The sequence below is a fragment of the Phenylobacterium sp. genome, from assembly GCF_025351295.1.
Classification (GTDB): domain Bacteria; phylum Pseudomonadota; class Alphaproteobacteria; order Caulobacterales; family Caulobacteraceae; genus Phenylobacterium.
In genome coordinates this window covers 17,758-39,624 of record NZ_JANXWD010000089.1, presented here as the reverse complement: position 1 = coordinate 39,624, position 21,867 = coordinate 17,758, and the positions used below count along the sequence as shown (strand labels likewise).

Annotated in this window: 25 protein-coding genes, 1 tRNA gene and 1 pseudogene; 21 read left to right on the top strand and 6 right to left on the bottom strand. The window is 69.4% G+C overall.

The window, feature by feature from the left end; all coding sequences use genetic code 11:
• The 4 genes from Q0R13_RS12715 to Q0R13_RS22640 form a co-directional block, all read left to right on the top strand.
• On the top strand, positions 1-463 hold a 463-nt coding region (locus Q0R13_RS12715; RefSeq protein WP_293904444.1), incomplete at its 5' end, for a sigma-70 family RNA polymerase sigma factor.
• A 79-nt stretch (positions 464-542) separates the two neighbouring features.
• On the top strand, positions 543-857 hold the full coding sequence (locus tag Q0R13_RS12710; RefSeq protein ID WP_293904442.1) for a hypothetical protein: 315 nt from the start codon (positions 543-545) through the stop codon (positions 855-857).
• A 163-nt stretch (positions 858-1,020) separates the two neighbouring features.
• Entirely contained in the window at positions 1,021-1,275 is a 255-nt protein-coding gene (locus tag Q0R13_RS12705) for a DUF6290 family protein (protein WP_293904440.1), read from the top strand.
• Positions 1,272-1,550 carry a type II toxin-antitoxin system RelE/ParE family toxin gene (locus Q0R13_RS22640; RefSeq protein WP_366852886.1) on the top strand — a complete coding sequence of 93 codons (279 nt, stop codon included), beginning with the start codon at positions 1,272-1,274 and terminating at the stop codon, positions 1,548-1,550. Before Q0R13_RS12705 ends, Q0R13_RS22640 begins: the two co-directional genes overlap by 4 nt.
• A 3-nt stretch (positions 1,551-1,553) precedes the next feature.
• Here Q0R13_RS22640 and Q0R13_RS12700 read toward each other — a convergent pair whose 3' ends face one another.
• Complete coding sequence (locus Q0R13_RS12700) at positions 1,554-2,174, bottom strand: TIGR02466 family protein (protein ID WP_293904438.1); 621 nt, start codon at positions 2,172-2,174, stop codon at positions 1,554-1,556.
• A gap of 135 nt (positions 2,175-2,309) precedes the next feature.
• Here Q0R13_RS12700 and Q0R13_RS12695 point away from each other — a divergent pair, with 135 nt between their 5' ends.
• Both Q0R13_RS12695 and Q0R13_RS12690 read left to right on the top strand, forming a co-directional pair.
• Positions 2,310-3,212 carry a hypothetical protein gene (locus Q0R13_RS12695; RefSeq protein WP_293904436.1) on the top strand — a complete coding sequence of 301 codons (903 nt, stop codon included), beginning with the start codon at positions 2,310-2,312 and terminating at the stop codon, positions 3,210-3,212.
• A 69-nt stretch (positions 3,213-3,281) separates the two neighbouring features.
• Positions 3,282-3,731: a DUF6152 family protein gene (locus tag Q0R13_RS12690; protein WP_293904434.1), complete on the top strand. Its 450-nt coding sequence runs from the start codon at positions 3,282-3,284 to the stop codon at positions 3,729-3,731.
• 90 nt (positions 3,732-3,821) lie between these two features.
• On the opposite strand, the gene Q0R13_RS12685 is transcribed toward Q0R13_RS12690, so the two are convergent.
• On the bottom strand, positions 3,822-4,043 hold the full coding sequence (locus Q0R13_RS12685; protein WP_293904432.1) for a flagellar basal body rod C-terminal domain-containing protein: 222 nt from the start codon (positions 4,041-4,043) through the stop codon (positions 3,822-3,824).
• A gap of 165 nt (positions 4,044-4,208) precedes the next feature.
• Between Q0R13_RS12685 and Q0R13_RS12680 the strand changes: the two genes are divergently transcribed.
• The gene (locus Q0R13_RS12680; protein WP_293904430.1) at positions 4,209-4,562 is read left to right on the top strand and encodes a hypothetical protein; all 354 of its coding nucleotides are present in this window, start codon (positions 4,209-4,211) and stop codon (positions 4,560-4,562) included.
• Positions 4,563-4,731: 169 nt separating this feature from the next.
• On the opposite strand, the gene Q0R13_RS12675 is transcribed toward Q0R13_RS12680, so the two are convergent.
• A complete protein-coding gene (locus Q0R13_RS12675; protein ID WP_293904428.1) occupies positions 4,732-5,976 on the bottom strand; it encodes a serine hydrolase domain-containing protein in 1,245 nt (414 codons plus the stop codon).
• Between the two features lie 166 nt (positions 5,977-6,142).
• On the opposite strand from Q0R13_RS12675, the gene Q0R13_RS12670 reads away from it, so the two are divergent.
• From Q0R13_RS12670 to Q0R13_RS12660, 4 genes and pseudogenes are all read left to right on the top strand, one after another.
• A complete protein-coding gene (locus tag Q0R13_RS12670; protein ID WP_293904426.1) occupies positions 6,143-7,015 on the top strand; it encodes an alpha/beta hydrolase in 873 nt (290 codons plus the stop codon).
• A 42-nt stretch (positions 7,016-7,057) separates the two neighbouring features.
• Positions 7,058-7,186 (top strand): annotated as a pseudogene (locus Q0R13_RS22635) (aspartate 1-decarboxylase); the annotation flags it as partial.
• Positions 7,155-7,649: a hypothetical protein gene (locus tag Q0R13_RS12665; RefSeq protein ID WP_293904424.1), complete on the top strand. Its 495-nt coding sequence runs from the start codon at positions 7,155-7,157 to the stop codon at positions 7,647-7,649. The pseudogene Q0R13_RS22635 and the gene Q0R13_RS12665, both read left to right, overlap by 32 nt.
• Before the next feature lie 19 nt (positions 7,650-7,668).
• Positions 7,669-8,700, top strand: coding sequence for an alpha/beta hydrolase (locus tag Q0R13_RS12660; RefSeq protein ID WP_293904422.1), 1,032 nt, complete (start codon positions 7,669-7,671; stop codon positions 8,698-8,700).
• 4 nt (positions 8,701-8,704) lie between these two features.
• Here Q0R13_RS12660 and Q0R13_RS12655 read toward each other — a convergent pair whose 3' ends face one another.
• Complete coding sequence (locus tag Q0R13_RS12655) at positions 8,705-9,445, bottom strand: SIMPL domain-containing protein (protein ID WP_293904420.1); 741 nt, start codon at positions 9,443-9,445, stop codon at positions 8,705-8,707.
• 106 nt (positions 9,446-9,551) lie between these two features.
• Between Q0R13_RS12655 and Q0R13_RS12650 the strand changes: the two genes are divergently transcribed.
• The 3 genes from Q0R13_RS12650 (at position 9,552) to Q0R13_RS12640 (ending at position 10,588) form a co-directional block, all read left to right on the top strand.
• A tRNA-Ile gene (locus Q0R13_RS12650) sits at positions 9,552-9,627 on the top strand.
• A complete protein-coding gene (locus tag Q0R13_RS12645) occupies positions 9,594-10,061 on the top strand; it encodes an ABC transporter permease (RefSeq protein WP_366852891.1) in 468 nt (155 codons plus the stop codon). Before Q0R13_RS12650 ends, Q0R13_RS12645 begins: the two co-directional genes overlap by 34 nt.
• A 125-nt stretch (positions 10,062-10,186) precedes the next feature.
• Positions 10,187-10,588 (top strand): SRPBCC family protein, encoded by a 402-nt coding sequence (locus Q0R13_RS12640; RefSeq protein WP_293904447.1) that lies wholly within the window; start codon positions 10,187-10,189, stop codon positions 10,586-10,588.
• Positions 10,589-10,637: 49 nt separating this feature from the next.
• On the opposite strand, the gene Q0R13_RS12635 is transcribed toward Q0R13_RS12640, so the two are convergent.
• Entirely contained in the window at positions 10,638-12,185 is a 1,548-nt protein-coding gene (locus tag Q0R13_RS12635) for an acetyl-CoA acetyltransferase (protein ID WP_293904416.1), read from the bottom strand.
• A 180-nt stretch (positions 12,186-12,365) separates the two neighbouring features.
• Here Q0R13_RS12635 and Q0R13_RS12630 point away from each other — a divergent pair, with 180 nt between their 5' ends.
• On the top strand, positions 12,366-13,235 hold the full coding sequence (locus tag Q0R13_RS12630; protein ID WP_293904414.1) for an alpha/beta fold hydrolase: 870 nt from the start codon (positions 12,366-12,368) through the stop codon (positions 13,233-13,235).
• Between the two features lie 22 nt (positions 13,236-13,257).
• Here Q0R13_RS12630 and Q0R13_RS12625 read toward each other — a convergent pair whose 3' ends face one another.
• Positions 13,258-14,988: a hypothetical protein gene (locus Q0R13_RS12625; RefSeq protein WP_293904412.1), complete on the bottom strand. Its 1,731-nt coding sequence runs from the start codon at positions 14,986-14,988 to the stop codon at positions 13,258-13,260.
• Positions 14,989-15,157: 169 nt separating this feature from the next.
• On the opposite strand from Q0R13_RS12625, the gene Q0R13_RS12620 reads away from it, so the two are divergent.
• The 6 genes from Q0R13_RS12620 (at position 15,158) to Q0R13_RS12595 (ending at position 21,864) form a co-directional block, all read left to right on the top strand.
• The gene (locus tag Q0R13_RS12620; RefSeq protein ID WP_293904410.1) at positions 15,158-16,009 is read left to right on the top strand and encodes a hypothetical protein; all 852 of its coding nucleotides are present in this window, start codon (positions 15,158-15,160) and stop codon (positions 16,007-16,009) included.
• A 437-nt stretch (positions 16,010-16,446) separates the two neighbouring features.
• Positions 16,447-18,606, top strand: coding sequence for a TonB-dependent receptor (locus Q0R13_RS12615; protein WP_293904408.1), 2,160 nt, complete (start codon positions 16,447-16,449; stop codon positions 18,604-18,606).
• A 25-nt stretch (positions 18,607-18,631) separates the two neighbouring features.
• On the top strand, positions 18,632-19,354 hold the full coding sequence (locus tag Q0R13_RS12610) for a phosphatase PAP2 family protein (RefSeq protein WP_293904406.1): 723 nt from the start codon (positions 18,632-18,634) through the stop codon (positions 19,352-19,354).
• Between the two features lie 140 nt (positions 19,355-19,494).
• Positions 19,495-19,800, top strand: a complete 306-nt coding sequence (locus tag Q0R13_RS12605; RefSeq protein WP_293904404.1) for a PepSY domain-containing protein — start codon at positions 19,495-19,497, stop codon at positions 19,798-19,800.
• Positions 19,801-19,863: 63 nt separating this feature from the next.
• A complete protein-coding gene (locus Q0R13_RS12600; protein WP_293904402.1) occupies positions 19,864-20,541 on the top strand; it encodes a response regulator transcription factor in 678 nt (225 codons plus the stop codon).
• Entirely contained in the window at positions 20,542-21,864 is a 1,323-nt protein-coding gene (locus Q0R13_RS12595; protein WP_293904400.1) for an ATP-binding protein, read from the top strand.
• Positions 21,865-21,867: the final 3 nt, after the last annotated feature.

Genomic DNA, 21,867 nt, shown 5'->3' with positions numbered 1-21,867 from the left:
CAACAAGATCGTCCGCACCAGCCGCCAGATGCTGCACGAGATCGGCCGCGAGCCGACCCCGGAAGAGCTGGCCGAGAAGCTGGCCATGCCGCTGGAGAAGGTCCGCAAGGTCCTGAAGATCGCCAAGGAGCCGATCAGCCTCGAGACCCCGATCGGCGACGAGGAAGACAGCCACCTGGGCGACTTCATCGAGGACAAGAACGCCATCCTGCCCATCGACGCGGCCATCCAGTCGAACCTGCGCGAGACCACTACCCGCGTGCTGGCGTCGCTGACCCCGCGCGAGGAACGTGTCCTGCGCATGCGCTTCGGCATCGGCATGAACACCGACCACACCCTGGAAGAGGTCGGCCAGCAGTTCTCGGTCACCCGCGAACGCATCCGCCAGATCGAGGCCAAGGCGCTGCGCAAGCTGAAGCACCCCAGCCGGTCGCGGAAGCTGCGAAGCTTCCTCGACAGCTGATTGGCGGATGACGCAACCGTAAGCTGACGCTGCGGCGCATGGCTCTAAGACTCCCCGGCCGCAAGTCCGGGGAGTTTTCATGTCATCTGCCAAGTTCCTGGCCACCGTCGTGGGCGCCGCGTGGCTGTGCGCCGTGCCGGCTGCGCTGGCCGCGGACGCCGCGCCCAGCTTCGCCATCACCGGCGTGCGGGTGTTCGATGGGGACAGGGTGATCCCCAGGGCCACGGTGGTCGGGGCCGGCGGCAAGGTCGTGGTCATGGGTCCGGCGGTGAAGGTCCCAGTGGGCGCCACGGTCATCGACGGCAAGGGCAAGACCCTGCTGCCTGGCCTGATCGACGCCCACACCCACACCTTCGGCGCGGGACCGAGTATGGCTTCGCCATCGAGACCCTGACCGCGCCGGATCAGGCTGAGGCCTGGGTCGTGCGGCGGATCGCCGAGGGTTCGGACTACATCAAGATCGTCTACGAGCCGCACTTCGAGGGCCGCCGCGACACCCCCACGATCGACCGCGCGACCGGCTTGACCCGCCGAGCGGCCGGGAGGACTCTCAGGCGATGGCCGACGGCGAGATCAGGGTGAAGGTCGACGACGAGACCGAGCAGCGCCTCAAGGCGCTGGCCGAGGCCGCCGGCCTGTCCGTCAGCGACTACGTTCGCGACATCATCAGCGATAGCCTGCAGGATGATGACCTTGCGGAGGATCTCGCGGCTCTCGAAGAGTATGACCGGACGGGTGTGTCGTATTCGGTGGAGGAGGCGATGGCCCACTTCCGCAGCGAACTCGATGGGCAGGTGAAGAAGGACCGTTGATACGGGTCCGGGTCACGCCCGCCGCCTATCGCGACCTGTCGAGGCTGGTGGCGTGGTTGGCTCCGAAGACGCCGCGCGCCGCCGATCTCGCGGCTGACGCCATGACCTTGGCCATCGACAGCCTCGGTGAAATGCCATCGAGAGGACGACCGATTGGCCGAGGCTTCAGAGAGCTCCCGGTCAAATTTGGACGATACGGTTACGTCGTCCGCTATCGCATTGATGAGCGGGACGTGGTCGTCTCCAGCATTCGGCACGCCCGTAAGCGGCGCTGACCTCTACCGCCAGCCGTAGTTGAAGCTCACGCTCACCCGCGGCGTCTTCGCCCGGTTGGCCGGCACCTCGTGACGCAGCCAGCTTTCCCACAGGTAGAGCGTGCCCGCCGCCGGCTGCAGATAGACGAAGGTCTGCGCCTCTTCCGGCGCATCGGGACGCCGGGGCGGGGCGGCCATCATCAGCGGAAGGCGCGGGTCCTCCAGCTTGAGCGCACTGGCGCCTGGCGGGGTCGCCACATAGTAGGTCCCCGAAAGCACGCTGTGCGGGTGGATGTGGCCGGAGTGGGCGGCGCCGGGCTTCAGGACGTTCACCCACAGGCTGTCCAGGCGCAGCCGCCCCGCGCCCAGGTCGAAGGCCAGCGAGCCCGCGAAGCGCTTGGCATGGCGGTCCAGCCGGGTCTTGAGCTCCCCGAACACGCTCATCCGCCGCGGCAGGTCGTCCAGCGACGCATAGGACGTGTAGCCGCCATAAGCGTGCTCTCGGCACCAGGCGCGGCCGGCCAGGTCCTCCTCGGCCAGCGACTGGCAGGCGGCCCAAATCTCGCCGTTGAAATTTTCGAAGCTCCGGTCTGCTGTAAGGCTGGCTTCGTAGACCGATGTGACGAAGAGTGGGCGCAGCGTCATGGGGGCCGACTTATCCCAGCCCACCGGTTTCTCAAAACGCCGAGCTGCGCTGGCGCGGTGCGTGTACGTTGTTTAGGCTTGTCGCCAGAAATAGGCTCCGCCGAATCCAGGCCGGGGCGTTGGGGGAATGAGAGCATGATCAGGATCGTGGCGGCGCTGGCCGTGGTCGGGTTGGCGGTGGCGGCCGGACCGGTTCAGGCCGAGACGAAGGCCAAGGCGGCGCCTGCAAAGGCCATGGCCGCCAAGGCCGCGACGCCCGCCTACAAGGCGCCCCGCGGCCCCGACGGCAAGCACCCGGACCTCAACGGCGTGTGGCAGGTGATGAACACCGCCAACTGGGACATCGAGCCCCACGCCGCGCGCGCCGCCCTGCAGCTGCGCCCCGGTCCGTTCGTGCCGGTGCCGGCCAAGGCGGTCGTGGCGCTGGGCGCGGTGGGCGCGGTCCCGGCCGGCCTGGGCATCGTGGAAGGCGGCGAGATCCCCTACAAGCCCGAGGCCAAGGTCCAGCGCGACAAGAACCGCGCCAACTACCTCGACCTCGACAAGGGCGACCCCGAGGTGAAGTGCTATCTGCCCGGCGTGCCGCGGGCCAATTACATGGCGCTGCCGTTCCAGATCTTCCAATCCGAGAAGTCGATGATCATCGCCTATGAGTACGCCGGCGCCGTGCGCAACGTGCTGTTCACCGATCCTGGCCCGGCCCCGGTCGACAGCTGGATGGGCCAGTCGGTGGCCAAGTGGGACGGCGATACCCTGGCGGTCTCGGTCTCGGGCATGGTCGACCGCTCGTGGCTGGACCGCGCCGGCAACTTCCACTCCGACCAGATGACGGTGGTGGAGCGCTGGACCCCCACGGGGCCCGGCGTGATCCGCTATGAGGCGACGATCACCGACCCCGAAACTTTCACCAAGCCCTGGAAGATGAGCTTCAATCTTTACAAGCACGTAGGCGACGACGCGCGGTTGAACCAGTTCAAGTGCGTCGAGTTCGTCGAGGAACTGATGTACGGTGACCTCCGCAAGGAGCCGCTGAAGTAGAGAGACCCGGCGGGTCTCCAAGGCCCGATCGATGATTTGGAATTCGGCATCCGGCGTTGGAGGCGCGAGATGAACAAGAAGAACCTGATGATGGCGGCGTTCGCGGGCGCGGCGCTTAGCGTCGCGGTCGCCGGCGGCGCGGCCCTGGCGCACCATGCCTTCGCCGCCGAGTTCGACGGCAAGGCCCCGGTCCTGCTGCGCGGCAAGGTGACCAAGGTGGAGTGGATCAATCCCCACGCCTGGGTGCACATCAACGTGGTCGGCGCCGACGGCACGTCCGTCGAGTGGATGGTCGAGGGCGGCACGCCCAACACCCTGCTGCGCGCCGGCATCGACCGCAATTCGCTGAAGGCCGGCCAGGAGATCATCGTCCGCGGCTATCAGTCCAAGGACCGGCTCTGCCGTCCGGCCTGCAAGGCCAACGGCCGTGACGTGACCTTCCCGGATGGCAAGAAGCTGTTCATGGGCTCGTCCGGCACGGGCGCCCCCAAGGACGGCGCGGACGCCACCGAAAAGTAAGCTCGAGCCTGACGCCGGATACGCAAAGGGGAGCCGCGAGGCTCCCCTTTTTCGTGCGCGCGACGTCTTCGTCTACGTGGCGGACGCCGCTCAGCGTGTCTGCAGTTTCAGCAGCGAGTCCCACATGTCCTGGGCGAAGCGGACCACGGTGGCGTTGGCGGCGAAGGCCTGCTTGGCCTGCACCATGTCCACGACCTGCGCGCCGAGATCGACGTTGGCGTCATTGGGCGCATTGGCGATCTGGGTCGCCGAGGCCTCGAAGCGGCGCGAGGCGGCCATCATTCCGTATTGGGCGGTGGCGATCGGGTCCATGGCGCCAGCCTGCGCCCGGCGGGGTTAAGCCGGCGCTGAAGGACGTGGTGAACGGCGGCCGAAATTTCAGGGGCCCGGCGCCGGCGATCGGCGTTAGGGTCGCGCCGGTTGAACCGTTCTCCGCCGAACCGGCATCCACCTCGGCGGACAGGGTCGGAGGCTCACATGCGCATCGCACTCATCGTCCTGGCGCCGCTGGCGTTGGCCGGCGCCGCCCTGGCCCAGCCGCTGAGCCCGAACCCGCCGAAGACCACCATCCAGTGCATCGAGGGCGGCGGCCAGCTGATCCCGCCGGTCTGCGACGTGCCGGCCAGCCGCCTCGACAACCGCGAATACATCTGCACCTGCCCGAACGGCGGCCAGCGGGTCGACGTGTCGATCTGCGCCAGGGGCCAGATCCCGCCGCCGGAGGGCAAGGCCCTGAACATCGCGCGCAGCACAGCCATCAAGGACGGCAGCCTGGTCGGTGACAAGCTCGGCGACCGCCCCATCTGCGTGGCCCCGCGCAACCTGCACTGAGCGTCGCGCCCGTCTTCTCCTCACCCGTAGGGGGAGGGGGACCCTGCGCAGCAGGGTGGAGGGGGTCCGCAGGATGGATCTCTGCGGTGGCGGGCCCCCTCCACCGTCCTTCGGCCGGTCCCCCTCCCCCTACGGGTGAGGAGAGGCGGGTCCAGCGTCGTTGGGCGCCTTACCCCAGGGCGGCGTAGACCAGCTTCTGGAACATCGGCAGCGCGATGCGGCCGGTGGGACGCTGGCCCTGCATGGCGGTGACGGCTTCGGGGCCCAGCGGCATGGAATCCTGGATCATGAAAATCGTGATCATGTCGTGCTCCGGATCGGCCTGCCACCAGGTGCCGAAAGCGCCCGGCCATCCGAAGGCGCCCTGGCCGCCGGCCCCCATCCACTGGTGCGCCGCGGCGTCCACGATCATCGACAGGCCCAGGCCGAAACCCTGGCTCAGCCAGAACGGCATGCCCATAAAGGTGTGGCCGCGCTGGACGTCCGTGAGCCGGTTGGCCGTCATCTGGTCGACAGTCTCGGCCTTAAGCAGCCGAACGCCGTCCACCTCGCCGCGCGCCAGCAGCATGCGGGCAAATTTCAGGTAGTCGTCGACGCAGGAGATCAGGCCGCCGCCACCGCCCTCGAAGGCCGGCGGGGTGTCGGCCATCGGCAGGGAGACGTCCATGAGCGCGCCGCCGTCGGCCGGGGCCTCGTAGAGCTTCGCCAGCCGGTCGCGCTTTTCCGGCGGCAGCCAGAACGCGGTGTCGGCCATCCCCAGCGGGTCGAAGATCCGCGCCTGCAGCACGTGGCCCAGCGGCTTGCCCTCGATGCGCGCCACCAGGAAGCCCAGCACGTCGGTGGCGTGGCTGTAGTGGAACCGTTCGCCCGGCTCGTAGCTCAGCGGCAGTTCGCCCAGCGCCTGCAGCCAGGCGTCGGGGGACAGCGGATTGGCCAGCGGCGAGCCCAGCTTGTCCTGGTGCGCATAGGCGATCGGCCCCACCGAGGTGAAGCCATAGGCCAGGCCCGCGCGGTGGGTCATCAGGTCCTCGACCGTGATGTCGCGGCTGGCGGGGGCGGCCTTGTCGAGGGCGCCGTCGGCGGCCTCCAGCACCAGCATGCCGCCCAGTTCCGGCAGCCACTTGGTCACCGGGTCGCTGAGCTTCAGCTTGCCATCCTCGACCAGCATCATCGCCGCCACCGTGGTGACCGGCTTGGTCATCGAGGCGATGCGGAACAGGGTGTCGCGCTGCATCGGCGCGCCGGCGGCGATGTCGCGCTGGCCCAGCGTATTGACCTGGATCACCTCACCCTTGCGCCACACCAGCGTCACCGCGCCGGACAGCGCGCCCTGATCGACGATGCCTTGCAGGGTGGCCGGAACCTGCGCGAGCGCATCCGCATTGAAACCCGTCGGCGCCTGAGCCCCATCCATGACGCATCTCCCTTATCGTTGTTCACCCACATTGCGCCGGGCGAGGCGGGCGCCGTCAAGGCCCGGCGTCGCCCGGGCGCCTCGTTCTGCGTCTCCGGCGCCCGCGCGGCCGTAGAACCGAGGGGCGGATGTTGCGCGCCCGCGTTTCCCCGCCTAGGTCCGGTCCATGCCGTCCGTCGCCAAGGTCACCAAGCGTTTCACCGTCACCGGCCTGGCCGCCGTGCTGACTGCGGCGTGCTCGCCCCTGACCATGTTCGCCACCCTCTCGCCCAAGGACCCGGCGGCGCTGGTGGCGCGCGGCGAGGCCTATGGCCCCAACCCGCGCCAGCGGCTGGATGTCTACACCCCGCGCGGCGGCACGGGCCACGCGCCGCTGGCGGTGTTCTTCTACGGCGGCGCCTGGGATTCGGGGCGGCGGCAGGACTACAATTGGGTCGGCCGGGCCCTGGCCTCGCGCGGGTTCGTGACCGTGGTCGCCGACTACCGGCTCTATCCCGAGGTGAAGTACCCGGCCTTCCTGGAGGACTGTGCGCTGGCCGTGCGCTGGGCCAGCGACCACGCCGCCCGGTTCGGGGGCGATCCGCAGCGCATCGTCCTGGTGGGCCATTCGGCTGGCGCCTACAACGCCGCCATGCTGGCGCTGGACGGCCGCTACCTGAAGGCCGCCGGCGTCGATCCGCACCGGGTGAAGGCCCTGGCCGGCCTGTCGGGGCCCTACGATTTCCTGCCGCTGGAGGGCGACATCACCCACCGGGTGTTCGGCGACACGCCGGACCTGCCCGCCACCCAGCCCACGGCCTATGTCACGGCGACCTCGCCGCCGGCCTTCCTGGCCACCGGCGACGCCGACGACATGGTCTGGCCCAAGAATACCGTGGCCCTGGCCCGCAGCCTGCGCGCCGCCGGGGTCGAGGTGGAGGAGCGGCATTATCCCGGCGTCGACCATGTCCGCATGGTCCTGGCGCTCTCCCGCCCCCTGCGCGGCCGCGCCCCGGTGCTGGACGAGATGACCGAGTTCCTGCGCCGCCACGCCGGCTGACGCCGCGCCTCCCGCCGGGGGAGGTCCGTCGCCGCGGTCATTCGGTCCGTCCAGAAGGGCGACAAGGCGATCGTCGTCGCCTATGGCATGCTGCCAGCCGAAGAGGCCCGCAACTATTCGCCGACCGTGGTGCTGCTGGATGACGCCAAAGAGATCAAGACGGCCGGCTGAGGCCCTCGCCGCGGCCGCCGCGCTGGCGGTGCTGAGCCTGGCCGCCTGCTCGCCGGGCGGCCCTCCGGGGGTGGACCGCGACACCCTCGACGCCGAGGTCTCCCGCGCCATCGGCGACCCCGCCAGTTGCCTGCTGATCGCCCGCAAGGGGTCGGGCCGGCTGGTCTACCGCTACAACTCCGCCACCACCTGCGACCGCGAGCTGCCGGCCTGCGGCGCCCCGGGCAAGACCAAGGTCGCCCACCTGCTGGCCGCCACCGCCAGGGACGGCCAGCCCCGCGCGCTCAGCTGCAACTCCGCGGCCGACGCCTCGCGCGGCGTAGGCTGGGCCGCCGGGCCGATCGCCGGCACCGACCTGGTCTATGCCGCCGCGATGGAGGGCGACCGCACCTTCCCCGGCCGGATGATGGCCGACCGCCTGGACAGCGCCTTCCGCCGCGCCAAGGTAGCCAAGGCGCCGTAGCGAGCTGGAGCTGAAACCCATGACCACCGCGATCCAGGAGCATGTCGCCAAGAGCCCGCGCCATACGACCTTCTACCTGGCGGCCGGACCCGAGGCGGCGACGCCGATGATCTTCGTCCACGGCTGGCCGGAGCTGTCGATCTCGTGGCGCCACCAGCTGCCGGTGTTCGCCGGCCTGGGCCTGCGCGCCATCGCCCCGGACATGCGCGGCTATGGCCGGTCCAGCGTCTATGCGCGGCACGAGGACTACGCCCAGGAAGAGATCGTCGCCGACATGATCGAGCTGCTGGATCACCTGGGCGCCGAGCGGGCGATCTGGGTGGGCCACGACTGGGGCGCGCCGGTGGTCTGGTCGATCGCCCAGCAGCATCCGGACCGCTGCCACGGCATCGCCGCCCTCTGCGTGCCCTACATCCCGCAGGGCTTCGCGCCCGAGGCGATCATCCCGCTGGCCGACCGGACGATCTATCCGGAAGCCAGCCTGCCGGCCGCCCAGTGGGACTACATGCTCTATTATGGCGAGAACTTCGCCGCCGCCTGCGCCGGCTTCGAGGGCGATGTCCGCGACACGGTGAAGCTGCTGTTCCGCGCCGGGTCGCCCGCGGGCAAGGGCCAGCCGGCCGGCACCGCATTCCCCCGCGCCAACGGCGGCTGGTTCGGCCCGGGCGGCAAGGCGCCGGACACTCCCCGCGACGAGAGCGTGCTGACCCTGGAGGACGAGAACCGCTACACCGCGGCGCTCGAGCGCAACGGCTTCTTCGGCCCCGACAGCTGGTATATGAACGGCCCGGCGAACACCGCCTATGCCGCGCGCGCCCCGGGGGGCGGGCGGCTGGCGATGCCGACGCTCTTCCTCCACGCCGCCTATGATTACGTCTGCGAGACCCTGGAGTCCCGCCTGGCCGAACCGATGCGCGTCCACTGCGCCGATCTCACTGAGGCGGTCGTCGAGTCCGGCCACTGGATGGCCCAGGAGAAGCCCGCCGAGGTCAATGCCGCGCTCGCCAAGTGGCTGGCGGCGCGGCTGCCGGACCTGTGGCCGCGGCGCTGAAGTCTTAGCGGGTCACCTCGTAAAGCCCGGTGATGTCGATGCGCACATTGAGCTCGCCGGCGGCGACCGGGGTGGAATCGGCGGCCACGCCGCGCTTGGCGTAGGCCAGCATCGGCATTGGCGGCTGGGGCGTGTAGCCGCCGCCTTCGCTGAGCGTGACCAGGCGCGAGATCCGGTAGCCGGTGGCCCGGGCGTAGAGGTCGGCCTTGGCGGAAAGCGCCTTCACCGCCGCCTCGCGCGCCGCGTTCTCGGCGGCGGTCGGGTCGCTGAGCCCGAAGCTGATCCCGTTCACCTGGTTCGCGCCGGCGTTGACGGTGGCGTCCACCGCCGCGCCCAGCCGCTTCAGGTCGCGCACGGTCACGGTCACCTGGTTCGAGACCTGGTAGCCGGTCAGCACCGGCGGCTGGTTCTCCACATAGCGGTACTGCGGGCTGAGGTTCAGGTTCGAGGTCTGGATGTCCTTCGCCGCGATCCCGGCCTTCGTCAGGCTGGCCATGACCGCGCCCATCCGCGCAGCGTTGGCGGCCAGGGCCTCGGCGGCGGTCTTGCCCTCGGTCATGACGCCCAGGTTTATGGTGGCCATGTCGGGGGCGACCCGGCTCTCGCCATAGGCCGAGAGGTTGAAGGTGGTGGCGCGGAACAGGGTGTCCGCCGCCGGGGGGGCGGTCTGGGCCAGGGCCACGGGCGCGGCCGCGCCGGCGGTCAGCACCAGGCCGAGGGCCGCAGCGCGCATCAGGGTCTTCATCGAAAGCTCCAGTCCAGGACGAGGGACGCCAACCCTCGCAAATCCCACCTGAACGCAAGCTTTAAGCGCCGTGCAGCCCATGGTAACGCGGCGCCTCGCGCTGCAGGGGCCTGTAGCTCAATGGTTAGAGCCGGCCGCTCATAACGGTCTGGTTGCAGGTTCGAGTCCTGCCGGGCCCACCAGCGAGCGTCTTGGAGTCAGACTTTCCTTACGTTACGGTATCCGCGACCTCTCCTGCGAAGTGATCGGCACGCTGGCGACGCGCGGGCAGGGTGGCGGCGCCAACGATCAGGACGATGTCGTGGTCATGCCCATCAAGGCGGTGCAGCGCCGTTTCACCGGCAATCGCGACGTGCGGCTGATCATGGTGGCCGTGGATCCCGCCTACGACAGCACCGCGTTGCAGGCGTCGATCAAGACCCTTCTGCGGGAACGCCGAAACATCACCGGGGCCAGGCCGGATGACTTCAACATCTTCGATACCCGACAGATCGCCGAGACCCTCCAAGGCACCACCAAGACGCTGACTGCGCTGCTGGGGGCGGTGGCTGCCGTCAGCCTTTTGGTCGGTGGGATCGGCATCATGAATCCTATCGACGCGCTCCGCCATGAATAGCCCGCGCGTGGCTCGCCCCTCAAAGGAACCGAGGTCTGGTCCAAGGCGCAGCTGAGGCCCACCGCCAGCGGCGCTCAGACCTAAGTGATCGCCGACTTAAGCATTTGTACCGCCTCGGCATCGCTGTGGCGCAGTGTCGATGTCAAGGATCGCCCGCCGCCGTCTGGTCCGTGATCGGGCCGTTCCGCGCCATCGCCCAATGGCGCCCTGCCATCGGGTCCTGTGCGGACGATCATGGCGCCCCGCCGACGCGCACGCTTGTGATCAAGGACGGCGCGGCGACATTCGTGGAGATTCAGACCGCCCGAAGCGAGCGGTCCTACTCTTACGCCTTCAAGTCGGCCCCGGTGCCCGTCACCCATTACGCCTCGACGATCAAGGTCGTCGCCCGGCCTGACGGAACCTCCACCGTCACTTGGAGTGGCGCCTACACGCCCGATCTCGGACAGGCGAGCGCCGCGGACGCCGCCCTGGCCGGCATCTATGAAACGGGTCTCAACGCGATCAGGCAAAGGTTCGCTAAGTAGGCCCGGAGGCGGGTCGGATCGGGGGCCCCACCGCTCGATCCGACCCGCTTCACCCGATGTCCATCCGCATCACGACCCGCCGCCCGCGTTCATCGATGGCGCAGATCGCCGTCGCGCCCAGCGGCTCGCTGGCGATCATCTGCTCAAGGACTTCCAGGGTTTCGGGCGAAGTCATGGCGATGAAGCGGTCGCCCTGCGGCGTGCGGCAGATGACGACGCCATGCTTCGGGTCGCGCCCATAGTCGATCGTGTAGGTCTCGACCGTCCCGACCAGGGCGTCGGCCGGCGCGGGGGCGGGCGCGGGCCAAGCGTCGATCTGCGCCTGCAGGGCGCGGCTGTCGAACGCCGCCCAGGACCGCGGCCGGGTCGAATAGACGCCGACCGAGTACTTCGACAGAAAGCCGCCGTTGGCCCCGACCAGGCCGAACGCGCCCGGCTGGGCGCGGAGGCCGCGCACCATGCCGGCGATGGCGTGCATGGAATAGTTGTTCCCGGCGCCGCCGAAGAACGGCAGCCCGCCGGTGACCGTCAACGGCCGCGGCTCGTCCGGCGCGAGGCCAAGCTCCTCCAGCACGCTGAACACCGCCACGGGGAAGCAGCTGTAGAGGTCGAAGAGCGCGACTTCCGCGACGCCGGCCTTGGCGATCTCAAGCGCCTTGCGGACCGCAAGCCCGGCGGCCGGGTAGGCGCTCAGGTCGCGCCGCTCGACCGGCGTGCGTTCGGCCACGTCCGCCCCGCCGTGGAGGTAAACCCAGCGGTCTTCCGGAATGCCCAGCTCACGGGCCTTGCGCACCGAGGCGATCAGCACCGCCGCGCCCTGGTTGGCCTGGTCGCGGGCAACGGTCCGGCGCGGGAAGGGGTCGGCGACGATGCGGTTCTGGGCGCTGAGCGTCGCGATGTCGTCAGCCTCCAGCGAGGCGCGCGACATGGCGTGCGGGTTGCCGGCCGCGACCCGGGTGAAGGGGGCGAAGAGCTGGCCCATCGCCGTGCGATAGGCCTCGCGGGTCAGGCCCAGACGCGCGCGCCGCGCGTTCTCGAACAGGGCGTAGACCTGGATCGGCGTGCGCGCGCCGTGGTCGATGAGCGGCGCGGTGACCAGGTCGTCCACCCCATAGCCGCGATCCTCCAGCGCGCCGTCGACGCGCTCGGCCCAGTCGCGGCGCTCGCCGCGTGAGGTCAGGTCGCGCACCGTCGAGATCGCCTCCGATCCGAAGATCAGGGCCAGGTCCAGCTCGCCGACGCCGATCCGGTTCGAGAGCTCATTGACCAGGTGCTGCGGGCCCTGTCCGCCGACCGGCTCCAGGATCGCCCGGGCCGGGTCGGCGCCGATCCGGCCCGCGACCGAGCGGGGAAAGTTGTTGGAGCAGCCGAAGGGCGCGACGGCCCTGGCGCCCGAGATCTCGAACTGGCGGATGCCGGCGACAAGCTCGACGTGTGGCCCCAGCGGCTGCCGCGCGCCGGCGTCGTCGAGCGCCGCCTGCGCCGCCCGGGCGGCCAGCTCGACGGGCGACAGGGCGCTGTAGCCGGCGTCGCCGATCCGCTCGGAGGCTTCGCCGACGCCCACGATCACCGGAGTGTTTTCGTTCAGCTGTTCCATATGTGTCGCCTCCGCGGCGTCTTAGAGCACGCTGACGAAACGGCAGCCAACGACGGCGGCGGCAGGCTTGTTCTCAAGGCGCCCGTCACGGGCAGGCGCGAATCTAGAGTTGGCGTCGGAGCTGCCTCCCCCGCATGGTTGCGGCGCCGGGTGGCCGGCGCGATCGTGTATGGAGCGCCGATGCCAAGTCAGAGCCTGGACGATGTCGATCAGCCCGAGCGGGTGGCGGGCGCCGGTGGCGTGGCGCTGGCCGCCGACTGGTTCGGCCCGGCCGACGGCGCGCCGGTGGTGCTGCTGCACGGCGGCGGCCAGACGCGGCACGCCTGGGGCGCGACGGCTCGGATGCTGGCCGAGCGCGGCTACCGCGTCGTCGCCCTCGATCTGCGGGGCCACGGCGACAGCGGCTGGGCGGCGGACCTGGGCTACAGCCTCACGGCCTTCCGCGACGACCTGGTCGAGGTGCTGGTCCGCTTCGCGCGCCCGGCGGTGGTGATCGGCGCGTCGCTGGGCGGGATCGCGGCGCTGCTGGCGGCGGGCGAGGCGGCCGCGGACCGGGTGCGGGTGCTGGTGCTGGTCGACATCACCCCGGCGCCGGCGCGCGAGGGCGCCAGCCACATCCAGGCCTTCATGTCCGCCAATCCGGAGGGCTTCGCCACCCTGGACGAGGCGGCCGACGCGGTGGCGGCCTACCTGCCGCACCGGCCGCGGCCCCGGAATCCGGCCGGCCTGATGAAGAACCTGCGGCTGCGCGACGGCCGCCTGCACTGGCACTGGGACCCCCGGTTCATGGAGGTCACGGCGCGGGACCGCTTCGCCGACGTCGACCGGCTCGTGAAGGCCGCCGTGGCGGTCACGGCGCCGACCCTGCTGGTGCGCGGCGAGGAGAGCGACATCGTGGGGCCGGAGGAACTGGCGCGGTTCCGGGCGCTGATGCCCGACGCCCAGGTCATCACCGTGCCGGGCGCGCGCCACATGGTCGCCGGGGACCAGAACACGGAGTTCGGCCAGGCGCTGCTGGACTACCTCCAGGCCGCTGCGCCGCCCGCCTGACGTTTCGTCGCCGTCGCTGGCCTCAATACCGCCAGCTGGTCAGGTCCGCGCCCTGCGGCGCCGTCGCCTCGATGCGCTGGAGGATGCTGGGCAGGTACTGCAGGTCGTAGTGCAGGCGCGAATAGGCGTTGGCCAGCTTGGGGTCGCCGTTCCAGCAGTGCTCGGCCCGCTCGCCATAGGCCACCTCGCCGCCCCACGCCGGGTCCTTCAACGCCTCCAGCTTCTCCTGGGCGAGGTAGACCGCGTCGGTCAGGAAGTAGCTGTCGGCCGATCCGACATAGATGTGCAGCTTGCCCTTGAGCTTCGGCCCCAGCGTCGCCCAGTCGCGCACGACGATGTGGGTCAGGTCGAAGTGCTCGCGCCAGTAGGCGGCCACCGCCGGGTCGATCGCCCCGGTCCGCTTGTCGATGATCGGCTTCGGGTAGCCGTCCGGCCCCTGGGGCGAGAACACCGCCTGCCAGATGTCGTACTGGCCGCCGGAGCGGCCGTGGTCGCCCAGCACCGCCTCCATCTGGTTCTCGTCGCGCTGGGTGGCCAGGGTCTGGCCCAGGTAGTCGCGCATGGCCGGTCGCTCGATCCGGTTGACGACGCCCGCCTCGTAGAAGGCGTTCTTGTTCTCATAGAGGTTGATGGTCGTGTAGGCGCGGAAGTCGATCGGGTCCGGGCAGGCGATGAAGGCCCCGTTGTACAGGTCCGGATAGAACACCTGGGTCGCCATGGCCTCCCAGCCGCCCGTCGAGCCGCCATAGGTGAACCGCGCCCAGCCCTCGCCCAGGCCGCGGAACTGCTTCTCGATATAGGGGATCAGCTCCTTGTTGATGGCGTCGCCGTAGGGCCCGAGGTTGGCCGAATTCACCGCATAGCTGTCGTCGTAATAAGGGTTGGCGTGCTCGATCTCGATGACCAGGAACCGTGGGAAGTCCCTGGCGATCCAGCGCTGGTAGAAGGCGTAGGCCTCTTCCTGCTGGATGCGGTTGTAGCCGGCCAGGTGGAATCGCTCGGAATAGTCGGGCTTCAGGTCGGCGTCCGGCGGCGTGGTGCGAAACCCGGAGATGTCGTCCGGATAGTGGCCGTGGAACACCATCAGCGGGAAGCGGGCCTGCGGGTGCTTGTCGAACCCGGCTGGCACCAGCACATGGGCGCCCAGATAGACCGGCCGGCCCCAGTACTTCGACAGCAGCTCGCTCTTGATGCGGATGTGGCGGACGAACTCGGTGTCGGTCTTGCGCGCGATGGGGGCGATCACCTGGTCCAGGCGGATCGCCACGGCCGGGCCGCCGTGGCGGACCTTCACCAGCATCGGGGTGGAATAGAGATTGCCCGGCTTCTCGTTCCAGTGCTGGCCCTCGCCCATGTCGGGCGGCAGCTTCACCACCGAGCCGTCGGCGCGGTGGTAGGTCTCGTAGCGATTGAGCACCGCCTGGACGGTGTAGTCCCCGTCGGGCAGGGCCTCCAGCCGCGCCGCCGGCCAGCCGACTGCCGCTGGGCTGAGCGCGATGGGCGCCCCCGGCGCCATGGCGTCCACGGTCTGGCCGAAGATGTAGGGCGTGCGCAGCGGCGCCTCCAGCTCCACCTGCAGCCGGGGTTCCGGCGTCGGCTCGGGACTGACGATCAGGATCAGCCGCCCGTCCAGCGGCGCGGCGCTGGCGGCCTTCGGGAACGAGACGCTGAAGGTCGTCGCCCCGGCCGGCGCGGCGCCCAGCAGCGCCAGCACAGCCCCGGCGGTCCACGCCAACCTCTTGAAGATCTGCATCTGGGTCCCTCTTGCGGCATCGTGGTTGGCCGCACGGGCGGGCGCAAGACAAGCCTGGGCCGTCGTGGATGATCGACAGCGCTTCTACCGCCGCAATTTTGGAGGGATGATGCGGACCTTCTGGGCGTCCGTCGCCCCCGATGCAGAAGCAAGAAACCTGGAGGAGAGCATGACCCAAACCGGCGCCGTCGCCGAACTGGCCGGCGAATTCCGCACCCCGCGCAACGCCTTCCAGCAGGCGCCCGGCTCGATCCACAACGACGCAGTGGCCTCGAAGCTGGGGTTCAAGGGCGGCACCGTGCCAGGCTCGGTGCACATGGACCAGTTCGTGCCGATGCTGCTGGACCTCTACGGGCCGCGCTGGTTCGAGACCGGCGACATCTCGCTCTACTTCACCCAGGCCACGGTGGACGCCGAGCCGGTCCGAGCAGTGGTCACGCCCGGCGAGGGCCGCGCGCGGCTCACGATGTACAATGAGGCCGGGGCGCTGATCTGCCGGGGCACGGCCAGTGTCCAGGCGCCGGACTCGCTCTCCGAGCTCAGCCTCGTGCTGCAGCAGCAGACGGCCGTCGACCCCACCAAGCTGCGCATCCTCGGCCAGTACCGGGTCGGCGATGAGCTCAGTGGCATCCCGCTGCGCCTCGAGGTCGAGAAGCTGCAGGACGCGCTCACCCGCATCACCGAGCCGCATCCGCTCTACGCCCAGCAGCATGTCCTGCCGCCCTCGCACGTGGTCAGCCTGTCGCACCAGGTGCGGCCGAAGGCGCTGGAGAAGGTGGGCAAGTCGGTGGGCCTGTTCGGGGCGCTGGAGGTCCGCCAGTATCGTGGCCCGCTGCGCGCCGGCGTCGACTATGTGGCGCGCACCAAGATGCTGAAGTTCACCGAAAGTCCGAAGGCCGAGGCTGTCTGGTACGACGTGGTGATCGGCGACCCCGCCACCGGCCATGATATCGCCTGCGTGCAGTACTTCCTGCGCTTCATGAAAGCCTCCTCGCCGCTGTGGGCCGCCGAGTTCGGCTGACGCAGCCTGGCTCGCGCCGGTCCGCGCCCGGCCATCGCCGTCGGCCGCGGCTCCATATTCGAGGGCCAGCCTGCCAGGATAGGGGCGGGCGGCTGTGCTTCGCGTGGATGTGACATTGATTATCGCCAACCTCGGGCGTGAGACAAAAACGCGAAAAAACTGTCATCAAAACTTGGTTTGCGAGCCGGATTCAATCGCGGTTCTAGACCCCCCAAGCACGACACAGTCGACTCCGGGAATAACCCGGTCCGACGCGCCGGGGGTTCAGTATGCGATGCAAGTTCACGCGCGGAAGCGCGCACAAATCGACTTGGCTGGCGTGCACGGCGATTGCGCTTTGTCTGTCCGCCGTCTCGGCCCAGCCGGCCGGCGCCGCAGCGACGGACGCGGTCGACTCGCCGGTCAAGATCGATCCCGAGAACGCGGACTACGGCCGGATGGTCGACGAATTGGTGGTGACGGCCGCCTCGGGCGCCGCCGCGGTCGCGCCGGTCAAGGCCTCGCTGGCGGCCACCGAGCCGCAGTCGATCATCGACCGCAAGGCGATCGACCAGTTTATCCCGGCCACCGCCGACTACACCCAGATCGTCAACCTCTCGCCCAGCGTGTCGGGGACCTCGTTCAACGGCCCCGGCCTGGGCGAGGCGAAGTCGACGCTGCGCGGCTTCAAGGACGGCGAGTACAACATCACCTACGACGGCATCCCATGGGGTGACGCCAACGGCCCGACCCACCACTCGACCTCGTTCTTTCCGTCCTCGACGATCGGCGCGGTGGTCGTGGATCGCGGCCCGGGCCAGGCCGGCCAGCTGGGGGTCGCCAGTTTCGGCGGCTCGATCAACCTGTTCTCGCCGGAAGTCAGCGAGACCCGGGGGGGCTCGCAGTCGGTCAGCGCCGGGTCCTGGAACACCTATCTGTCGGTGACCAAGCTCTCCAGCGGCGCGATTTCCCAGCTGCACGACGCCCGGTTCCTGGTCAATCTCCAGGAGCTAAAGACCGACGGCTACCTGAGCTACAGCGGCGCTCGGGCCTACAACCAGCTGATCCGGGCGGTCTTCCCCATCGCCGAGGGCTGGGATCTGACCGTCCTCGGGACCTGGAACTACACCAAGGTCCACACCAACGATAACAGCGGCGCGACCCTGACCCAGGTGGCGCTTTACGGGAAGAACTTCGCCCTCAGCAACGATCCGGCGAGCCCGACCTATTACAAGTATAACCTCGTCACCAAGCACACCTATTTCAACTATGCGAAGCTGAACGGCCAGGTGACGCCGAGCCTGAAGCTCGAGGACACGGTCTATTCCTATTACTATAAGAACGACACGGAATCGGCGCTCGACCCGACGCTCTCGCCCAGCGACATCGCCAACCGGACCGGCCTGCAGATCACCCAGACGCCGGGCGGCAAGCCGGTCGTGAACGGCCACGTGCCCGGCTATACCAAGCTCAACGTCTACAAGATCTACGGCAATATCCTGCACCTGGACCAGGATCTGCCGTTCGGGACGATCCGGGCCGGGCTCTGGGCCGAGAAGGCCGACACCGGGCCCCGCGCCCGCTTCGACTATGACGCCACCATCAGCCGGGTGAACGGGTCCTACACGGTCGACTACCGCCAGAAGGTGATCGCCGGCGTGCCGCAATATCTGGAATACCTGCAGAACTCCGGCTGGAAGCAGTACGAGCCGTTCGTGGATTTCGAGTGGCGCGCGACGCCGCAGCTGACGATCACGCCGGGCATCAAGTATGTCAGTGAAAAGATCCACGTCGATGCCGACGTCAACCAGAAGTCGCGCCAGCCCTATCACTATTCCAAGCGTTTCACGAAGACGCTGTACTTCTTTACCGGCAACTACAAGATCCTGGACAACCTGTCGGTCTATGCGCAGTACGCCACCGGCTTCCTGCTGCCGGACATCAGCGTGACCCAGGTGGTCAACCCGAACCTGAAGGACCTGAAGCCCCAGGAATCGACCAACTACCAGGCCGGCGGGGTCTATCACGGCGGACGTCTGACTCTCGACGCCGACGTCTACTACATCAAGTTCACCAACAAGCTGCAGACCGCCACGGTCACCTCGGCGGCGAGCGGGACCGAGACGGTGAATTTCAACCTGGGCGGGGCCACCTACAAGGGCATCGAGGGGGCCGCGACGTTTGAGGCGATGGACCACGTCTTCCTGTTCGCCAACGGATCGCTCAACTCGGCCAAGGCGCAGGGCGCGAGCACCACGGTCGGCGGCGTCCCGGTGACCATCGTCGGCGGCAAGCAGATCGCCGGCGCGCCGAAATCGACCGCCGCCGTCGGCATCCTCTACTCGGACGAGACTTGGTCGGTGTCGCTGACGGACAAATATACTGGCGTCCAGTGGTCGGTCGAGGGCGAGCCCGCCGCGTACCGGATCCCGGGCTACCATTCGGCGGACCTGTCGGTGGTCTACCGCTTCGACCGCTACCGGCTGGAGGCGGCGGTCTACAACCTGTTCGACAGCCAGCACTTCACGTCGATCAAGCCCGGCAAGACTGTCGCGTTCGACCAGTACTATTTCCAGCCGGAACGCAATTTCCAGGTCTCCGCCAAGGTCAATTTCTAGGCCCGGCGCCGGACAGGAGAACGAGATGAGACGCTGTCTTCCGATCCTCGCCGCGCTGGTCCTGATCGGCGGCGCCGCGCACGCTCAGGCGCCTGCGCCGGCCAAGGCGCCGGCCGTGTCGAAATTCCTGGCCGCGGGGGATCTCGAGCCGGCGCAGATCCTGCCGCCGCCGCCCAGGGACGACACGCCGGCCGCGGTCGAGGGCCGCGCGGAGCTGCACCGCATCGCCGCGACCCGGACGCCCGAGCGGCTGGAACAGGCCAGGCACGACGACGAGGTGGAGGATGTCCGCTCGATCGCCGACGTTCTCGGCCCCGCCTTCAGCCTGGAGCGCTTCCCGGCGACGGCCACGCTGTTCGACGATCTGCGCAACGAGGACAGCGTGGCCGCGAAGAAGGCCAAGTCCTACTTCGAGCGCGAACGCCCGTTCCTCAACGACAAGGCGCTCGACGTCTGCGACGACGGGCACGACCGCAAGAACAGCTACCCCAGCGGTCACGCCACCATGGGCTATGCCGCGGCCGCCGTGCTCGCCAACCTGATCCCCGGCAACGCGCAGATCATTCTGGCGCGGGCCTCGGACTATGCCGAGAGCCGGCTCTACTGCGGGGTCCACTATCGCGGCGACATCGAGGCCGGGCACGTGCTGGGCAATGTGCTGGTCCAGAAGCTGATGACCAAGCCCGCGTTCCAGGCCGAGCTCGACGCGGCGCGCGCCGAACTGACGGCCGCCCATATCGCGCCCTGAACGGGCCTGACCCAGCCGGGCGGGGGGCCGCGTGGAGCGGCCCAGACCAGCATTGGGAAATGACAACCCGCCGGCCATCCGCGCGCAAGTCGGAGGGCGGTAGTCTCCAGGAATGAGCGGGGGCTCACGTAGGAGACTCCATGAAATTCCTAGGCCTGCTTCCCGTCCTGTTCTTCGCCACCGCCGCGGTCGCCGCGGCGCCCAAGCTCTATGCCGGCCATGAACTGGCCGGGAAAGCTCACGTTCAGCTCGCCGAAGCCCAGGCCATCGCGCTGAAGGCCAGGCCCGGCCGGATCACCGACAAGGAGCTGGAGAAGGAAGCCGGCGGCAGCGGCCTGCGCTGGTCGTTCGACATCAAGGCCAACGGCAAGGGCTATGAAGTCGGCGTCGACGCCGCCGACGGCAAGGTCCTGGAGAATAAGGTGGAAGGCTCCCATCCTGACTAAGCGCCCTATTGGCGGCCATGGCCGGGCCTTTCCCCTATCCACGGATGGGGGCAGGGTCCGGCCATGAAGCTGTTGATCGTGGAGGATGATGAGGAGGCGGCGGGCTATCTGAAGCGCGCCCTGTCGGAGGCCGGCCATGCGGTGGACTTCGCGGCGACCGGCCGCGATGGCCTGATGCTGGCGGCCGGCGAGCCCTATGACGTCATCGTCCTGGACCGCATGCTGCCGGGCATCGACGGCCTGGCCATCCTGCGCACCATCCGTGCGGCGGGGGTGAAGACGCCGGTGCTGCTGCTCACCGCCATGGGCGGCATCGACGACCGGGTCGAGGGGCTGGACGCCGGGGGCGACGACTATCTGGTCAAGCCCTTCGCGTTCGCCGAACTGCTGGCGCGGGTGAACGCCCTGGCCCGGCGGCCGCCGCCGCAGGAGGTGCGGACCGAACTGGGCGTCGCGGACCTGAAGGTCGACCTGCTGACCCGCACGGTCACCCGCGGCGGCAGGCGCATCGAGCTACAGCCGCGGGAGTTCCAGCTGCTGGAATATCTGATGCGCCATGCCGGCCGGGTGGTGACGCGCACCATGCTGCTGGAGAGCGTCTGGGACTTCCACTTCGATCCCAAGACCAACATCGTCGAGACCCACATGAGCCGGCTGCGCGGCAAGGTCGACCGCGGCCATGCGTGCGAGCTGATCCATACGGTGCGTGGCGCGGGCTACATCCTGCGCGAGCCGGACTAGATGTTCCGCTCCACCAGTCTGCGCCTGGCCACGCTCTACACCACCGTGTTCGCGATCGCGGTGGTGATCCTGGGGGTCATCACCCTGTTCTCGACCCGCCATGCGCTGTCGGCGCAGTTCGACGGCCGCATCCGCTCGGAGTCGGCGGCCATGGTCCTGGAGTACCGCTCCGAGGGCCTGGTGGGCGTGGTCGAGGCGGTGCACGAGCGCGACCGCACGCCGGGATCGCTGGACTACGGCGTGCAGGGCCCGGCCGGCGAGCCACTGGCGGGGCGGCTGGCCCGCATCCACGCCGCGACGGGATGGTCCGTGGTCGCTGGCAGCGAGGGCGGCGAGCACGAGGCCATTCGCCTACTGACCGTGCCCCTGCCGGGCGGGCGCAAGCTGCTGGTCGGCGACGACGAGGAGCGCATCGAGGCGCTGGACGGCGCCGTAGTCCGCGGCTTCGGCCTGGCCTTCCTGGGGATCGTCGTGCTGGGCGTGGCGGGCGGCTATGCGCTCAGCCGCGACGTGCACCGGCGGATGGCGGCGATCTCTGGCACGGCGGAGGCGATCATCGACGGCGACCTGGCGCGCCGGGTGCCGCTGCGGGGCTCGGACGACGACCTCGACCGGCTGGCCCAGACCTTCAACCGCATGCTGGACCGCATCGCGGCCCTGATGGAGAGCCTGAAGCAGGTCTCCAATGACATCGCCCACGACATGCGCACGCCCCTGACCCGGCTGCGCCAGAAGCTGGAGGCCGGGCTAGGCGCGCCGGGCGAGCGGAGCCTGGCGCTGGAGGGCGCGCTGGCCGACCTGGACGCCATCCTGGAGACCTTCGCCGCCCTGCTTCGGATCGCCCAGATCGAGGGCGGGGCGCGCCGCGCGGCGTTCCGGTCGTGCGACCTGTCGGCGATCGGCCGGACCGTCGTGGACGCCTTCGCCCCCTCCGCCGAGGAGCGTTCGCAATCGCTGAGGCTGGCGGGCGAGGCGCAGGTGAGGGTGGTCGGCGACGCCGAACTGCTGACCCAGATGCTGGTCAACCTGGTCGAGAACGCCCTGCGTCACGCCGGCCCCGGCGCGGCCGTGGAGGTCAGCGTCACCCGCGTCGGCCGGGCGGCGGTGCTCTGCGTCGTCGACGACGGCCCGGGCGTGCCGGAGGCCGAGCGTGAGCGGCTGTTCGACCGCTTCTACCGGCTGGAACGCAGCCGCTCGACGGCCGGCAGCGGCCTGGGTCTGGCCCTGGTCGCGGCGGTCGCGAAACTGCATGGTGCGGAGGTCCGGCTGACCGACGCGAACCCGGGCCTCGCGGCGAGCGTCACCTTCCCCGAGGCCGGGTGACTG

Coding starts and splice junctions, on each gene's coding strand:
- Q0R13_RS12685 (WP_293904432.1), bottom strand. CDS start 4,043: ATGGACCCGATCGCCACCGCCCAATACGGAATGATGGCCGCCTCGCGC.
- Q0R13_RS12700 (WP_293904438.1), bottom strand. CDS start 2,174: ATGACGCTGCGCCCACTCTTCGTCACATCGGTCTACGAAGCCAGCCTT.
- Q0R13_RS12705 (WP_293904440.1), top strand. CDS start 1,021: ATGGCCGACGGCGAGATCAGGGTGAAGGTCGACGACGAGACCGAGCAG.
- Q0R13_RS12710 (WP_293904442.1), top strand. CDS start 543: ATGTCATCTGCCAAGTTCCTGGCCACCGTCGTGGGCGCCGCGTGGCTG.
- Q0R13_RS12670 (WP_293904426.1), top strand. CDS start 6,143: ATGCCGTCCGTCGCCAAGGTCACCAAGCGTTTCACCGTCACCGGCCTG.
- Q0R13_RS12665 (WP_293904424.1), top strand. CDS start 7,155: ATGACGCCAAAGAGATCAAGACGGCCGGCTGAGGCCCTCGCCGCGGCC.
- Q0R13_RS12695 (WP_293904436.1), top strand. CDS start 2,310: ATGATCAGGATCGTGGCGGCGCTGGCCGTGGTCGGGTTGGCGGTGGCG.
- Q0R13_RS12600 (WP_293904402.1), top strand. CDS start 19,864: ATGAAGCTGTTGATCGTGGAGGATGATGAGGAGGCGGCGGGCTATCTG.
- Q0R13_RS12655 (WP_293904420.1), bottom strand. CDS start 9,445: ATGAAGACCCTGATGCGCGCTGCGGCCCTCGGCCTGGTGCTGACCGCC.
- Q0R13_RS12635 (WP_293904416.1), bottom strand. CDS start 12,185: ATGGAACAGCTGAACGAAAACACTCCGGTGATCGTGGGCGTCGGCGAA.
- Q0R13_RS12605 (WP_293904404.1), top strand. CDS start 19,495: ATGAAATTCCTAGGCCTGCTTCCCGTCCTGTTCTTCGCCACCGCCGCG.
- Q0R13_RS12630 (WP_293904414.1), top strand. CDS start 12,366: ATGCCAAGTCAGAGCCTGGACGATGTCGATCAGCCCGAGCGGGTGGCG.
- Q0R13_RS12595 (WP_293904400.1), top strand. CDS start 20,542: ATGTTCCGCTCCACCAGTCTGCGCCTGGCCACGCTCTACACCACCGTG.
- Q0R13_RS12615 (WP_293904408.1), top strand. CDS start 16,447: ATGGTCGACGAATTGGTGGTGACGGCCGCCTCGGGCGCCGCCGCGGTC.
- Q0R13_RS12610 (WP_293904406.1), top strand. CDS start 18,632: ATGAGACGCTGTCTTCCGATCCTCGCCGCGCTGGTCCTGATCGGCGGC.
- Q0R13_RS12675 (WP_293904428.1), bottom strand. CDS start 5,976: ATGGATGGGGCTCAGGCGCCGACGGGTTTCAATGCGGATGCGCTCGCG.
- Q0R13_RS12660 (WP_293904422.1), top strand. CDS start 7,669: ATGACCACCGCGATCCAGGAGCATGTCGCCAAGAGCCCGCGCCATACG.
- Q0R13_RS12620 (WP_293904410.1), top strand. CDS start 15,158: ATGACCCAAACCGGCGCCGTCGCCGAACTGGCCGGCGAATTCCGCACC.
- Q0R13_RS12625 (WP_293904412.1), bottom strand. CDS start 14,988: ATGCAGATCTTCAAGAGGTTGGCGTGGACCGCCGGGGCTGTGCTGGCG.
- Q0R13_RS12680 (WP_293904430.1), top strand. CDS start 4,209: ATGCGCATCGCACTCATCGTCCTGGCGCCGCTGGCGTTGGCCGGCGCC.
- Q0R13_RS12690 (WP_293904434.1), top strand. CDS start 3,282: ATGAACAAGAAGAACCTGATGATGGCGGCGTTCGCGGGCGCGGCGCTT.